At 71.3% G+C, this 13,720-nt stretch carries 12 protein-coding genes; 7 read left to right on the top strand and 5 right to left on the bottom strand.

Annotated features, from left to right (window positions below; translation table 11 throughout):
• Position 1 precedes the first annotated feature (1 nt).
• Genes F4558_RS26255 through F4558_RS26245 form a run of 3 tightly spaced genes read left to right on the top strand, consistent with a single transcriptional unit; the run spans position 2 to position 4,014 of the window.
• On the top strand, positions 2–1,483 hold the full coding sequence (locus F4558_RS26255) for a serine/threonine-protein kinase (protein ID WP_167946372.1): 1,482 nt from the start codon (positions 2–4) through the stop codon (positions 1,481–1,483).
• Positions 1,480–3,300, top strand: a complete 1,821-nt coding sequence (pknB, locus tag F4558_RS26250; RefSeq protein ID WP_053651807.1) for a Stk1 family PASTA domain-containing Ser/Thr kinase — start codon at positions 1,480–1,482, stop codon at positions 3,298–3,300. Before F4558_RS26255 ends, pknB begins: the two co-directional genes overlap by 4 nt.
• 18 nt (positions 3,301–3,318) lie before the next feature.
• Positions 3,319–4,014 (top strand): SanA/YdcF family protein, encoded by a 696-nt coding sequence (locus F4558_RS26245; RefSeq protein ID WP_167946370.1) that lies wholly within the window; start codon positions 3,319–3,321, stop codon positions 4,012–4,014.
• Positions 4,015–4,043: 29 nt separating this feature from the next.
• On the opposite strand, the gene F4558_RS26240 is transcribed toward F4558_RS26245, so the two are convergent.
• The 4 genes from F4558_RS26240 to F4558_RS26225 all read right to left on the bottom strand — a co-directional run bounded on the left by F4558_RS26240 (position 4,044) and on the right by F4558_RS26225 (position 7,515).
• Positions 4,044–4,694 (bottom strand): aminodeoxychorismate/anthranilate synthase component II, encoded by a 651-nt coding sequence (locus F4558_RS26240; protein WP_167946368.1) that lies wholly within the window; start codon positions 4,692–4,694, stop codon positions 4,044–4,046.
• 2 nt (positions 4,695–4,696) lie between these two features.
• Positions 4,697–4,975, bottom strand: coding sequence for a hypothetical protein (locus F4558_RS26235; protein WP_053651811.1), 279 nt, complete (start codon positions 4,973–4,975; stop codon positions 4,697–4,699).
• 3 nt (positions 4,976–4,978) lie between these two features.
• Positions 4,979–6,481, bottom strand: a complete 1,503-nt coding sequence (locus F4558_RS32420; protein ID WP_446685552.1) for a class E sortase — start codon at positions 6,479–6,481, stop codon at positions 4,979–4,981.
• A gap of 230 nt (positions 6,482–6,711) precedes the next feature.
• The gene (locus F4558_RS26225) at positions 6,712–7,515 is read right to left on the bottom strand and encodes a DUF881 domain-containing protein (protein ID WP_053651815.1); all 804 of its coding nucleotides are present in this window, start codon (positions 7,513–7,515) and stop codon (positions 6,712–6,714) included.
• Positions 7,516–7,736: 221 nt separating this feature from the next.
• Here F4558_RS26225 and F4558_RS26220 point away from each other — a divergent pair, with 221 nt between their 5' ends.
• Positions 7,737–8,000 (top strand): cell division protein CrgA, encoded by a 264-nt coding sequence (locus F4558_RS26220; protein ID WP_053651817.1) that lies wholly within the window; start codon positions 7,737–7,739, stop codon positions 7,998–8,000.
• A 291-nt stretch (positions 8,001–8,291) separates the two neighbouring features.
• Positions 8,292–10,490, top strand: coding sequence for a (Fe-S)-binding protein (locus F4558_RS26215; protein WP_167946366.1), 2,199 nt, complete (start codon positions 8,292–8,294; stop codon positions 10,488–10,490).
• A gap of 65 nt (positions 10,491–10,555) precedes the next feature.
• On the opposite strand, the gene F4558_RS26210 is transcribed toward F4558_RS26215, so the two are convergent.
• The gene (locus tag F4558_RS26210) at positions 10,556–11,224 is read right to left on the bottom strand and encodes a GOLPH3/VPS74 family protein (protein ID WP_053651821.1); all 669 of its coding nucleotides are present in this window, start codon (positions 11,222–11,224) and stop codon (positions 10,556–10,558) included.
• An 81-nt stretch (positions 11,225–11,305) separates the two neighbouring features.
• Between F4558_RS26210 and F4558_RS26205 the strand changes: the two genes are divergently transcribed.
• Both F4558_RS26205 and F4558_RS26200 read left to right on the top strand, forming a co-directional pair.
• Positions 11,306–12,619: a hemolysin family protein gene (locus F4558_RS26205; protein WP_167947669.1), complete on the top strand. Its 1,314-nt coding sequence runs from the start codon at positions 11,306–11,308 to the stop codon at positions 12,617–12,619.
• Positions 12,612–13,616, top strand: a complete 1,005-nt coding sequence (locus F4558_RS26200; protein WP_167946364.1) for a hemolysin family protein — start codon at positions 12,612–12,614, stop codon at positions 13,614–13,616. Before F4558_RS26205 ends, F4558_RS26200 begins: the two co-directional genes overlap by 8 nt.
• Positions 13,617–13,720 lie beyond the last annotated feature (104 nt).

Here is a 13,720-nt window from a genome sequence, read left to right as displayed (position 1 = left end):
CATGCTCAGCCCCGGCGTCCAGCTCGGCAACCGCTACCGTCTCGACGAGCGGATCGCCAGCGGCGGCATGGGCGACGTGTGGCGCGGCACCGACCAGGTGCTCGGCCGTACGGTCGCCGTGAAGAGCCTGCTCCCCGCGCTGCTCGACGACCCGGACTTCGCCGAGCGGTTCCGCGGTGAGGCCCGCACGATGGCCACCATCAACCACCCCGGCGTGGTGGACGTCTACGACTTCGGCAACGACCAGCAGATCGCCTTCCTGGTCATGGAGTACGTCGAGGGCGACGCCCTGTCGTCCACGCTGAGCCGGGTCGGTCGGCTCACCCCGGCCCGGACGATGGCCCTCGTCGCGCAGGCCGCCGACGCGTTGCACGCCGCGCACGAGAAGGGCATCGTGCACCGCGACGTCAAGCCGGGCAACCTGCTGGTCCGGCCGAACGGCACACTTGTGCTCACCGACTTCGGCATCGCCCGTTCCGACATGGTCGGCCAGCTCACCGCCGCCGGCTCGGTGCTCGGCACCGCCTCGTACATCTCGCCGGAGCAGGCCACCGGCGGCGTTGCCACCCCCGCCTCCGACGTGTACGCGCTCGGCGTCGTCGCCTACCAGTGCCTCGCCGGACGGCGGCCGTTCGAGGGCGACAACCCGCTCGACATCGCCATGCGGCACGTCCGGGAGACGCCCCGGCCGCTGCCCGCCGACATCCCGCCGCAGGTCCGGGCCGTCGTGGAACGGGCGTTGGCGAAGGATCCGGCTGCCCGGTGGCCCAGCGCAGCAGCCCTCGCCGGTGTCGCCCGCCAGCTCAAGGCCGCGCTCTCCCAGCAGGCCCGGGCCGGTGGCAACCCCGGGCCGGTCTCCGCAGCGCCGGCCTCACCTGCCGCACCCGGCCGCGCGCAGGTGCCGCAGGCGCACCAGATGCGCCCGCCAGGTGCCCCGCACCGCCCGGCGCCCGCCGGGCAGCGGCCGAATTCGGTTCCGCCGGCTCAGCAGCCGCGCCCCATGTCGGTACCGCCGGCCCAGCAGCTTCGCCCCACCTCCGTCCCGCCGGCCCAGCCACTGCGCCCCACCACCGTCGCGCCGGCCGTTCCCTACGCCCGACCGCCGGCCGCCCCGGCCGGCTATCCCCGTGGCGCCGCGGCGGTGCCACCGCCACAGGTCCGCCAGGAACACCCCCCGGCGTACGTCCACCAGGCCGGCCCGGTGCAGCCCGGGCCGGACTCCCACCGGTCGCGGCCCGGAATGGTGCTCCTCGCCATCCTGCTGGCCGTACTGGTCCTCATCTGCTCCGGCGTGATTTCCTACAGCCTGCGGAAGCAGTCACAGGACGGTGCCGCCGGCGCGCTGGCCTCACAGACCGTGACGGCCGGCGCGCTGGGGCTCGACGGACGCGACGATGCGACCCGGACGTCGTACCGTCGTGAGGTACGAATCCAGCCGGACGACGGCGGGACGACGACGAGCGAAGGACGACAGACGCGATGACAGCGCAGGCCCGCCTGCTCGGTGGCAGGTACCAGGTCGGCGAGCTGCTCGGCTATGGCGGCATGGCCGAGGTGCACCGCGGTCGCGACCTCCGGCTCGGTCGGGACGTCGCGATCAAGATGCTCCGAACCGACCTCGCCCGGGACGCGACGTTCCAGATGCGGTTCCGTCGGGAGGCGCAGAATGCCGCCTCGCTCAACCACCCGGCGATCGTGGCTGTCTACGACACCGGCGAGGAGACCGCGCCGACCGGTGAGACGTTGCCGTTCATCGTCATGGAGTTCGTCAACGGCCGGACGTTGAAGGAGGTGCTCGGCGCCGAAGGGCGACTTCAGCCACGTCGAGCGCTGGAGATCTGCGCCGACATGTGCGCGGCGCTGGAGTTCAGCCACCGGCACGGCATCATCCACCGGGACATCAAACCGGGCAACGTCATGCTCACCCAGACCGGCCAGGTCAAGGTGATGGACTTCGGCATTGCCCGGGCTCTGGCCAGCGGCGCGACCACGATGACGCAGACAAGCGCGGTCATCGGCACGGCGCAGTACCTTTCCCCGGAGCAGGCGCGCGGTGAGGCCGTCGACGCCCGTTCCGACGTGTATGCGGGCGGCTGCGTGCTCTTCGAGCTGGTATGCGGGCACCCGCCGTTCGTCGGTGACAGCCCGGTGAGCGTCGCCTACCAGCACGTACGCGAGACGCCGCCGACGCCGAGCGACATCAACCCGGACGTCAACCCGGCTGTCGACGCGATCGTGCTCAAGGCGCTGTCGAAGAACCCGCTCAACCGTTACCAGAGTGCCGGGGAGATGCGGGCCGACCTGCTGCGCGCCGCCGCCGGTCGACCGGTGCTCGCCACTCCGGTGCTGCGTGAGGCCGAGACGGTGGCGATGGCTCCGGCCGGCGGCGGAGGCGGCTACCCGGCTGCCGGCGGCGGGGCGCAGACCCGGCAGATCCCGGCCCGGGTCGGCGACCCGCGTCAGCGCAAGGCGTCCTCCTGGCTGATCGCCCTGTTCAGCGCGGTCGGTGTGCTGGCGGTGATCGCCCTGGTGGCGGCCCTGCTCTGGAGCCAGCAGCAGGACGAGGCGCTGAAGCCGGTGCCGACCCTTACTGGCAAGAGTCAGACAGCCGCGATCACGGAGATCCGCAATGCCGGGTTCCAGCCGGTGGTGGGCGATCCGGTGTTCGCCAGCGACTGCACGGAGGGCAGCGTGGTCCGACAGGACCCCGGGCCGGGCGGTCGGCTGAAGCAGAACGCCTCGGTGACGATCCAGGTCTGTGGTGGCAAGCCCGAGGTAGCGGTTCCGGCGGGGCTCAAGGGCAGCAAGCGGGAGAGCGCGATCGCCCGGCTCACCGAGGCGAAGCTCAAGTACGAGGTCAAGACGGTGGACAACGAGGCGCCCCAGAACGAGGTCCTCAGCGTCGACCCGCCGGAGGGCCAGCGCGTTCCCGAGGGCACGCAGGTGACGCTGACGGTGTCCAACGGCAAGGTCCGCGAGGTGCCGGACGTGGTCGGGTTGAGCGAGAACGAGGCCACCCGCGTCCTTCGCAACGCGGGCTTCACTGTGAGTTCCCAGAACGGGCCGGAGGTGCCGGCGGCTGAGGCCGGCAAGGTCACCGACCAGAGCCCGAACGCCAAGGACAAGAAGCCGACAGGCACGAGGGTGACCATCAAGGTGAGCCAGCCGGAACCGGAGACCGACCCGACGCCGTCGGGCACACCGACGGGCACACCGACCGGTACGCCGACCACGCCTGGCAGCGGAGGCGGCGGCGGCCTGCCGTTCCCGCCTCCGCCGACCCGACTTCCCCAGGACTAGGCACACCTGGGCATCGGCATGACCGACTCAGAAGCGACAGCGGCCGGGCCGGTGCGCCGCTGGCCTCGACGCCTCAGACGCGCGGCCATCCTGGGCGTCGTCGTGCTGCTGCTCGCCAGCCTTCCGTGGCTGTGGACGACGCTCGCCGCACGCGGCCATCTGCACTCGGAGGCCGACGCGCCGGCCGCCGACGTGGTGATCGTCCTGGGCACCGCCGTGGCAGCTGATCGGCAACGTCCCGGTGACCGGCTCGCCGGCCGCCTGGAGACCGCCGCGGCGCTGGTGACCAGTGGGCGGGCCAAGGTCGTCCTCGTGTCGGGCGACGGCGGTGGCACCTCGGGTGACGAGCCGGCGGTGATGACGTCGTACCTCGCCGGGCTCGGTGTCGATCCGCAGCGCGTGGTGGCCGACCCGTTCGGCCTCGACACGTACGACAGCTGCCTGCGAGCACGCGAGGTGTACGGCGTCGAGCGGGCACTTATCGTCACCCAGTCCTACCACCTGTCCCGAGCGGTGACGCTGTGCCGGCAGATCGGCCTCGACGTCGACGGCGTGACCGCCCGCTGCGACGGCTGCGGCGCTGCCCTGCTCGCGGAGAAGTCGGTTCGGGACTACTTCGCCAGTGGCAAGGCGGCGTGGGACGCGGTCCGGGGCCGGGCGCCAGCGGTCAGCTCGCCCGCGGACCCGGCGGTCCAGAACGCACTACGGCCCTGACCTGCCCCGCGAGTCGACTCCGGCGGTTCTCAGGTGGTGGCGAACGCCGCCAGGCGGCGGGCGTCGACCTCGGCGGCCAGCGCGGGTGCCCGTTCCAGCGCCTCCGGGTGACCGCAGCCGGCCAGCCAGTTGGCGAGCATCAGGTGACCGCCCTCGGTGAGCACCGACTCCGGGTGGAACTGCACGCCCTCGATCGGCAGTGTGCGGTGCCGCATCGCCATCACCACGCCGGAGCCCGTCCAGCCGGTGACCTCAAGCTCGTCGGGAAGCGTCTCGGGCAGCACGGCCAGCGAGTGGTAGCGGGTGGCGGTGAACGGGTCGGGCAGGCCGGCGAGCACGCCAACCGACCGGTGCCGTACGTCGGAGGTCTTGCCGTGCAGCAGCTCGGGGGCCCGGGTCACTGTCGCACCGAACGCCTCGCCGATGGCCTGGTGACCGAGGCAGACGCCGAAGATCGGCAGCTCGCCCGCGTACTCCCGGATGACGTCAAGGCAGATGCCGGCGCGATCGGGGCTGCCCGGCCCGGGTGAGAGCAGGATGCCCGCCGCGCCCACCCGGCCGACCTCGGCCACGTCGATCTCGTCGTTGCGGCGGACCTCGCAGTCCACGCCGAGCTGGCCCAGATATTGCACGAGGTTGAAGACGAACGAGTCGTAGTTGTCGATCACCAGGACGCGCATGATCACCTGCTCGGGGAGGACGGCGCGGGATTGTTCTGCTCGGTGTCGTACGGCAGGTCGTGCTCGTCGCCGGCCGGGGTCTCCCCGGTCACCGCGTCCTCGCCGCCCGTCTCCGCAGGCACGCCGGACTCGACCTGCACGTCGTCGAAGGGCAGCAGCGGCTCGGCCCAGGGGAAGGCCACGAACCAGAGCAGGGCCACAGTGGCGGCCACCAGCAGCACCGAGCCGGTCAGCTTGCCGACCAGGCCGAAGGGGAGCTTGCGCCAGATGAACGCGTACATCGGTCAGCCCCCCAGCTCGGCGGGACGGCCCGCCGTCTTGGGTTGGGTACGGTCCAGTTCGGCGTGGACGATCAGGCGCTGGTAGTTGTCGAACTTCGGATTGCAGGTGGTGAGCGTGAGCATCCGCTTGGTCGGCTTCTTGTCCGGATCGCCGGGCACCGGAGCCACCACCTCGACCTGCGTCGGCTTGACGATCCGGGACTGCGAAACCAGATAGACGTACCACTCGGTCTTGCCCTCGACGACAATCGCGTCGCCCTCGTTCAGCTCGTCCAGCCGCCAGAACGTGGCCCGGTTGCGGTGGCCGGCGACGGAGAAGTTGCCGACCTGGCCGGGCAGCGCGCTGGCGGGGTAGTGGCCCGGGGCGTACCTGATGTCGGCCTGGGTGACACCTTCGACCACCACCCAGCTCTTGTCGAGCTTGGGGATGTAGAGGCCGGCGAGCGGCTTGCCGCGGACCGGAGGGGACGGCTTGGCGCTCGGGCCGGCGGACGGAGCGACAGTCGGGTCGTCGGTAGGGGCCCAGACCTGGGCGAGCTCGTTGCTGAGGTCGTTCTGGTGGGCGTCGACGATGGCCGACTTGCCCCAGATCTCGTAGCCGGCGAAGAGCAGCACCACGAGGCCGAAGGTGATCAGCACCTCGCCGGTGACCCGGATGCCGGTACGGATCCGGGACCCGAGCGACGGGCGGGTGAGTTCCGAGTAGACGCTCTTGTAGCCCTCGCCGGTCTGGTGCGGCCGGAGCTGGACCACCCGTTCGCCGCGGCGAGGGCGGGGCGGCTCGGCGGGGCCGTCGTCCGTACCGGCCGGGTCGTCGGTGGTCGGGGTGCGGGGCACCGCGCCCATCAGCGCCGTGGAATCCATGGCCGGGGGCCGGGGCGTGGGCCTTGCGGACACGGCGGGGATGAGCGCGGTGGCGCCCGGGTCGGCGGCGGGGTCCGGGCCGCGACCGGACCCGGCCTGAGGTGCGCTCCCCGGAGACCCGGTCGGGCGGGGGGACCGGGGGCCGACCTTCGGAAGGTACGCGGTCGGCTCGTCGCCCACGGCCCGGCTCGGACCGCCGCCGGATAGAGCCGGCCCGCCGCCGGCAGGAGCCGGCCCGGTGGGTACGCCGGACGGGCCGCTGGCGGCCGGCGGGCTGGTCGGCGCGCCGCCCGGTGCAGGCGGGCGGATGGGACCTGTCGGCCGGACCGGCCCTGGGTCGGCGGAAGCGCTCGGCCGGTCAGCACCGGCAGTGGGACGGCCGGATCCGCCGTACGGGCCGGGCGCGGTGGACCCGCCATGCGGGCCGGGCGCGGTGGACCCGCCATGCGGGCCGGGACCGGTGGGCGCGCCGCGTGGGCCGGGGCCAGTAGGCCCGCTGTGCGGGCTGGTGCTGGCCGCTGCGGCACCGGGCCAGGGCGGCGGTGCGGCTACGGCGGGGCGGTCCGAGGGGCCCGCCGGGCCGGCGTTCGGCGGCCGGGGAGCGGCCGGTGGACGGGTCGCGCCGGGGCGGGTGGGCAGCACCGGTTCGGGCCAGTTGCCGGCCGGACTCGGCCGAGCGGGAGGCGGCCCAGGTCGACCGGCAGCCGCGTCAGGGCGGCGGGGAGTGGGCTCAGGGAGGCCGGGAGCCGCGGGTCGGTCGGGAGTCGCCTCGGGTCGGCCGGGAGTCGCGGGTCGGTTGACCTTGGGCAGAAAGTCGGTCGGTTCGTCGGCCTGGTCGCGGTGTCGCCCGTCGCGCCGCTCGTCCGGGCCGCTCACCGGGGCACCGTCGCCGAGCGCAGGGCGGTGGAGTCCTCGAAGGCCGGGACCGTCACCGTGGAGACGGACTCCTTGTAGCCGAGCTGGTAGTCGTCGACCGCGTCCTTGAACAACCGGACTCCCTCAGAGCTGGCGAGGGCCTGCTGGAGGGCAGCGGGATCGCCGATTGCTACGATCTTGAACGGTGGGGAGTACACCCGCCCGTGCAGCAGCAGGGTGTTACCGACGCAGCGTACCGCGCTGGTGGCGAGCACGCGGACGTTCATGATTGACATGGCCTCCGCTCCGCCGGCCCACAGCGCGTTGACCACTGCCTGTACGTCACCCTGGTGCACCACAAGGTCGTCGTTGCTGGCGTCGGAGTGAGCCTCGTCGTTGTGCTGGGGCGCGTCGTTCAGCTCGACGGTGACGCCGGTGCCGGTGAGCGCGGTGAACCCGGCCGACTGGAGGCTGCGCTGGGCGCGGGTCTGCTGGGCCTGGATCGGGGCGTCGGAGCCGGCAAGTGTGTTCGTACGGTCCTCGACCTCGTTGCGCAGCGTGGCTGCTCGGCGCTCGCTAGCCACTACCTGCTCCCGGCGTTCCTCGATGAGCTGGTTGAGCTGGGGGCGCCGGTCCTCCCGCAGTGCGGTGCCGCCGGCAGTGGTCGCGGTGGTGGTGAAGAGCAGCCCCGCCGCGGCGGCGATCAGCGGTACGCCGATCGACCAGCCGGACCGACGTTGCCGTTGCCGCCGGGGCAGCAGCCCGACGACGGCCCGTCGGAGGACCTTCTGCCAGGAGGCCCCGCCGGATGTGTACTCCACCGAGCGTTCCTTCCGCGTGTCGGGGACCGGCCCGCGCCGGCTGGGCCGGGGATGCGAACAGTCCCGCATTTTTCGGTCACTCCGCGCATCGGCCTGACCCCATTCGTGGTCCAAGCGGCCGATCGGGACTACGCTAGCTGTCGAACATTATTGGCCATGAACCGTCGCCTCCGCGCCCGGTTGTCAGGCCGGACGAGGTCGTCACCCCTCTGGAGAGCGTCGTGCCCAAGTCTCAGGTCCGTAAGAAGAAGGTGTACACGCCGCCGACGGATGTCCGTCCGACGACTGCGGCGTCGACGCGCAAGCCTAGCCCGGTGTGGCTGCCGATCACGGCTGTCGCTCTGATCGTCGCGGGCATCGGCTGGCTGGTGGTCTACTACCTGTCCGAGCAGCAGTACCCGGTCGCCTCGTGGCAGTACTGGAACCTCGCCGTCGGCTTCGGCGCGATGGTCGCCTCGTTGGCGCTGCTCTCCCGCTGGCGCTGAGCCGGCTCGTCGCTGCGTTTTCGCAGACGATCAGGTCACCCCGACGCGCCCCTGTCCGGCAGGCGGTGGTCGGGCACCCTATGGTGTCCGCAGGCGGCGTGGCCTACTGCGAGATGACTCACGTTACTGCTGGGTAACCTTGCGCGTAGGCTGCACTGCATGACCGAGCGGAGCGAGGTCATCGACCGGTCCGGTCGCAGGTACGGCAGCGGCGCGACGCCGGCTTCGTCCTGACACCGGCCCCCGGTCGCTGAACTGCTCGACCGCAAGCACACCGGGGAGGCCAACTCGATGGGCAGCGTCCAGATCGTCACCACGATCCTCGCGGCCGGCATCACCGCCGTGGCGGTGTGGCTGGCGGTGCGTGCGGTCATGAAGATGACGGCCGTCATCCGGCTGGGGCAACCCGCTCCGGAGCGGTTCGGCGACAAGGGTGCCCGCACCAAGACCATGCTTGTGGAGACCGCCGGCCACACCCGGATGTTCAAGTGGGGTGTGGTGGGCGCGGCCCACTGGTTCGTGATGGTCGGCTTCATCGTGCTGTCGCTGCTCGTGTTGGAGGCGTACTTCGAGGTCGCCACCACCGACGGCGGTCTGCCGATCATCGGGAACTGGACGATCTTCGGCCTGGTCACCGAGATCATCGGCGTGCTGGGCCTGGTCGGCATCGTGGTGCTGATGGCGATCCGGCTGCGCAACCGACCCAACCGGCCGGGTGGCCGGTCCCGGTTCACCGGCTCCACGATGTGGCAGGGCTACTTCGTCGAGTGGGTCGTGCTGCTGGTCCTGGTCTTCGGGTTCGTGATCCGGGGCTTCAAGGTCGCCACGGACCACTTCGAGTTCCCGTTCTGGGCCACCCCGGTCAGCCACGCGGTCGGCGCGGTGCTCCCCGACTGGCAGGACGGCGTCAGCGTCGCCGCGGCCATCAAGATCATGATCTCGATGACCTGGCTGATCGTCATCTCGCTGAATGTCACGATGGGTGTCGCCTGGCACCGGTTCCTGGCGTTCCCCAACATCTTCTTCAAGCGTGAGCCGGCCAAGCCTGCCGGTTCCGGCCTCGGCGCGCTGCGCCCGATGACGAGCCAGGGCAAGCCGCTCGACTTCGAGGAGGCCGACCCGGAGAAGGACCAGTTCGGCGTCGCCCAGGTCGAGCAGTTCACCTGGAAGGGCCTGCTGGACTTCAGCACCTGCACCGAGTGCGGTCGCTGCCAGTCGCAGTGCCCGGCCTGGAACACCGGCAAGCCCCTGTCGCCCAAGCTGCTCGTGCTGAGCCTGCGCGACCACGCGTACGCCAAGGCGCCCTACCTGCTGGCCGGCGGCGGCAAGGACCTCACCGGCGAGGAGAAGGCCACCCAGGCGCAGCTCGCCCACCTGGACGTCCTGGCCCTGGCCGAGGGCGACAAGCCGTTGATCGGCACCGCCGAGGAGGGCGGGGTCATCGACCCGGACGTGCTCTGGTCGTGCACCACCTGCGGCGCCTGCGTCGAGCAGTGCCCGGTGGACATCGAGCACGTGGACCACATCGTTGACATGCGTCGCTACCAGGTGCTGATCGAGTCGAGCTTCCCGTCCGAGGCCGGCGTGATGCTGCGCAACCTGGAGAACAAGGGCAACCCGTGGGGCGCCCCGCAGAACACCCGCGAGGACTGGACCAAGGGTCTCGACTTCGAGGTGCCCCGGGTGGGTGAGGTCGACGACTTCGAGTACCTGTTCTGGGTCGGCTGCGCCGGCGCCTTCGAGGACCGGGCCAAGAAGACCACGCGGGCAGTGGCGACCCTGCTCAACGAGGCGGGCGTGAAGTTCGCGATCCTCGGCGAGGGCGAAACCTGCTCCGGCGACCCGGCGCGACGGATCGGCAACGAGTTCGTCTTCCAGATGCTCGCCCAGCAGAACGTGGAGACGCTGAACGAGGCGTTCGAGGGCCGCGAGAAGGCCAAGCGCAAGATCGTCGCGACCTGCCCGCACTGCTTCAACACACTGGGCAACGAGTACGGCCAGCTCGGCGGCGAGTTCGAGGTGGTCCACCACACCCAGCTGCTGGCCCACCTGGTGTCCACCGGCAAGCTCACCCCGGTGCAGCCTGTCGACGGCGGCGTCACCTACCACGACCCCTGCTACCTGGGTCGGCACAACCGCATCTTCGCGGCTCCCCGTGAGGTTCTCGGTGACGCCATCGAAGGTGAGATCGCCGAGATGCCGCGCAACAGCGAGCGCTCCTTCTGCTGCGGCGCCGGTGGCGCCCGGATGTGGATGGAGGAGAAGATCGGCAAGCGGATCAACGTGGACCGCGTCGAGGAGGCCATGGCCACCGGGGCGAAGACGGTCGCCGTCGGTTGTCCCTTCTGCTCGACGATGCTCAGCGACGGCGTCAACGGCAAGGGCGCCGGCGAGCAGGTCGAGGTGATCGACGTGGCTACCGTCCTGCTGCGCTCGGTCAAGCCGGAGACCCCGGCCGGTGAGCCGGAGGTCGTGCCGACCGCAGGCTGAGGCGTACCCCCGGCGGAAGCTGGACCACGACGGCGGCGGCACCCTGCGGTGCCGCCGCCGCTCGTTCAGCTGGTAGTTGTGGTGACGATGGCCGCGGTGGTCGCGACCATCAGCGCGGCCTGCATCTCGTCGATGGCCTTCTTGGCGGCGGCCGAGGCCCAGTCGCCCGCGGAGATCTCGTCCATCCGGGCCTTCACCCGCTCCTTCGGCAGCTCGCGGAAGAGCTTGCGGTCCAGGCCGACCGCCCGGGTCAGCGTGAGCAGCGCCGCCGTCCGGGCGTCGACCGGGCCGTTGCCGGTCAGCGCCGCCGCCATCCGCTCCCGGGCCTCCGTCTCCACCGCCGGCTGGGCGCCGGTCGGCGAGGGATAGCGGGTACGCGGGAAGATCAGCAGCACCTTGTCGGACTCCCGGCGCAGCACCCCGGTGTCCACCAGCCCGTCGAGGACCCGCTCCGGAAGGCCCTTGGCCAGCTTGCCGATCCAGTTCTTCGGCTTGCGGGGCCGCCCGGCGGCGGCCAGCATGGCCAGGGCGTCGTCCAGTAGCGGCACGCCGGTCGGGGCGGGATCGGTCACCACGAGGTGCTTGTCCGTCACCTCCACCCGGCCGGCGAGCGCCAGTTCCAGCAACACCGCACCGGCGAGGCCGTAGTCGAGGTGTGGGCGTCCGAGCCGGTTGGCGCCGTCGTCGTCGTACGCGAGCAGGACCAGTTCGTCGGTGAGCAGCAGACTGTCCATGCCACCACGCTAGCGGGGACCCGCCGCGGGCACTCCCGTGCCACAATCACGCGCATCGACGGACTTCTTGTTCTAGCGCTGCTGCCGCTTATCGGTTTCGTGCTGCTGACCGTCGGCAACGCGTTCTTCGTGGCGGCCGAGTTCGCCCTGGTCACCGTCGATCGGGCCGAGATCGACCGGCGGGCCGCCGCTGGTGACGAGGCGGCCCGGACGGTACGCGTCGCGCTGCGTGAGCTGTCGTTCCAGCTGTCCGGCGCGCAGCTCGGAATCACCATCACCGCGCTGCTGACCGGCTACCTGGCCGAGCCGGCCCTGGCCCGGATCTTCACTCCGTTGCTGCGTCCCGTCGCCGGTGACAGCACCGAGCGATTCACCCCTTACCTCGCTCTTGCCCTTGCCACGCTCATCTCCATGCTGTTCGGCGAGTTGGTGCCCAAGAACGCGGCGCTGGCCCGTCCGATGCCGGCGGCGCTGGCCACCGCCGGGCCGATGCACGCCTTCTCCCGGGCCTTCGGGTGGTTGATCCGCAGCCTGAACGGCTCGGCGAACGGGCTGGTCCGGGCGCTCGGGGTCGAGCCGCAGGAGGAGTTGGCGAGTGCCCGTTCTCCGGAGGAACTGGGTCTGCTGGCCGCCATCTCGGCCCGGGCGGGCGCGCTGCCGCCGGACACGGCGATGCTGCTGCGCCGGACCATCCGCTTCGGCGACAAGCGGGCCGCCGAGGCGATGACCCCTCGGGTCGACGTGGTCGCGTTGCGCGCCACAGCTACGGTCGCCGAGCTGCTGGAGGAGTCACGGCGGACCGGACGGACCCGCTTCCCGGTGTACGAGGAGACGCTTGACCTCGTCATCGGCGTAGCGGGTGTGCCGGACGCCCTGGGCGTACCGCTGTCGGCCCGGGCGTCGACAGCTGTCGGGTCGGTGGCCCGTGAGCCGGTGTTCGTGCCGGAGAGCCTGGACCTGGACGGCGTGCTCGCGGCGTTGAAGGCCGCCGGGGCCGACCTGGCCATCGTCGTCGACGAGTACGGCGGCACCGACGGTGTGGTGACGATCGAGGACCTGGTCGAGGAGCTGGTCGGTGAGATCGCCGACGAGTTCGATCCGGCCAGTGTGGACGAGCCCGGTCCGGTACGGCTGACCGTGCCGGGTGGGGAGCGCACTGTGCTCGTCGACGGCGTGCTGCGCTCCGACGAGCTGGCCGAACAGACGGGCTTCCGGCTGCCTGAGGGCCCGTACGAGACGTTGGCCGGGTTCCTGCTGGCCCGGCTCGGGCACATCCCGTTGGCCGGCGAGACGATCGCCGAGGGCGGCTGGGAGTTCACGGTGGTGGAGGTGGAGCGACACCGGATCGAGCAGGTCCGGGTGTTGCGCCCGGCGGAGCCGGAGAACGATGGCTGAGCTGCTGGTGACAGTGCTGCTGCTGGTCGGCAACGGGTTCTTCGTGGGCAGCGAGTTCGCGCTCATCGCGTCCCGGCGGACGGTGATCGAGCCGTTGGCCGTCGGGTCGAAGCGGGCTCGCTTGGCGTTGTCCGCGATGAACCAGATCCCGCTGATGATCGCTGGCGCGCAGCTCGGCATCACTGTCTGCTCACTGGGTCTCGGCGCGATAGCGGAGCCGGCGTTGGCGCACCTGCTGGAGTCGCCGTTGCAGGCCGTCGGGATGCCCGAGCGGGCGGTGCACCCGGTGGCGTTCGTGCTGGCGCTGGGCCTCGTGGTCTTCCTGCACACGGTGGTCGGCGAGATGGTGCCGAAGAACATCACGCTGGCCGGCCCGGAGGTGTCAGCGCTGTGGCTCGGCCCGGCGATGCTGGCGTTCTGTGTGGCCACCAAGCCGCTGCTGCTGGCGATGAAGTGGGCGGCCCGCCAGGTGTTGGCGCTCTGGCGGATCGAGGCGAGCGAGGCCGTGAAGACGGTGTTCACCGCCGAGGAGTTGGCCGGGCTGGTGTCGCAGGCGCGTACCGAAGGGTTGCTCGACGCCGAGGAGCACGCCCGGATCACCGGTGCCCTGGCCTTGCACTCACGGACCGCTGCGGACGCGTTGCAGCCATGGTCGACGGTGGTGACGGTGGCCGAGGACGTGTCGCCCGCGTCGTTGGAGGTGCTGGCGACCCGGACCGGCCGCTCCCGGTTTCCCGTGGTGCAGCGCTCAACCCGCCGTGTGCTGGGCTTCGTGCACGTCAAGGACGTCCTCGGGTACGCCGGGCAGGGGCGCCGGGCGGCGGTGCCGGCGGAGGTGTACCGGCCGCTGGCCGTGGTGCCGCCGGAGCGTACGCTTGCTGATCTGCTGCTGGCCATGCGCCGCGAACGGCGGCACATGGTGCTGGTCAGCGACGGCCGGCGCCCGCTCGGCGTGGTCACGCTCGACGACGTATTGACTGCAATCGTTGGCCAATGAAGCAATACCCTTGGTGTGCAAGTGGTTGCGCGACAGTGATGGTGACGAGGCCCGCCTTGATTCCGGTCCGGCGCTTCCCTAATGTTGGGCACCGACCGCTGTGG

This window comes from Micromonospora profundi (assembly GCF_011927785.1).
GTDB classification, from domain to species: Bacteria; Actinomycetota; Actinomycetes; order Mycobacteriales; family Micromonosporaceae; genus Micromonospora; species Micromonospora profundi.
The sequence above is the reverse complement of the archived record's forward strand: the minus strand, read 5'-3'. Positions and strand labels throughout refer to the sequence as shown.

Coding starts and splice junctions, on each gene's coding strand:
- F4558_RS26255 (WP_167946372.1), top strand. CDS start 2: ATGCTCAGCCCCGGCGTCCAGCTCGGCAACCGCTACCGTCTCGACGAG.
- pknB (WP_053651807.1), top strand. CDS start 1,480: ATGACAGCGCAGGCCCGCCTGCTCGGTGGCAGGTACCAGGTCGGCGAG.
- F4558_RS26245 (WP_167946370.1), top strand. CDS start 3,319: ATGACCGACTCAGAAGCGACAGCGGCCGGGCCGGTGCGCCGCTGGCCT.
- F4558_RS26240 (WP_167946368.1), bottom strand. CDS start 4,694: ATGCGCGTCCTGGTGATCGACAACTACGACTCGTTCGTCTTCAACCTC.
- F4558_RS26235 (WP_053651811.1), bottom strand. CDS start 4,975: ATGTACGCGTTCATCTGGCGCAAGCTCCCCTTCGGCCTGGTCGGCAAG.
- F4558_RS26215 (WP_167946366.1), top strand. CDS start 8,292: ATGGGCAGCGTCCAGATCGTCACCACGATCCTCGCGGCCGGCATCACC.
- F4558_RS26210 (WP_053651821.1), bottom strand. CDS start 11,224: ATGGACAGTCTGCTGCTCACCGACGAACTGGTCCTGCTCGCGTACGAC.
- F4558_RS26200 (WP_167946364.1), top strand. CDS start 12,612: ATGGCTGAGCTGCTGGTGACAGTGCTGCTGCTGGTCGGCAACGGGTTC.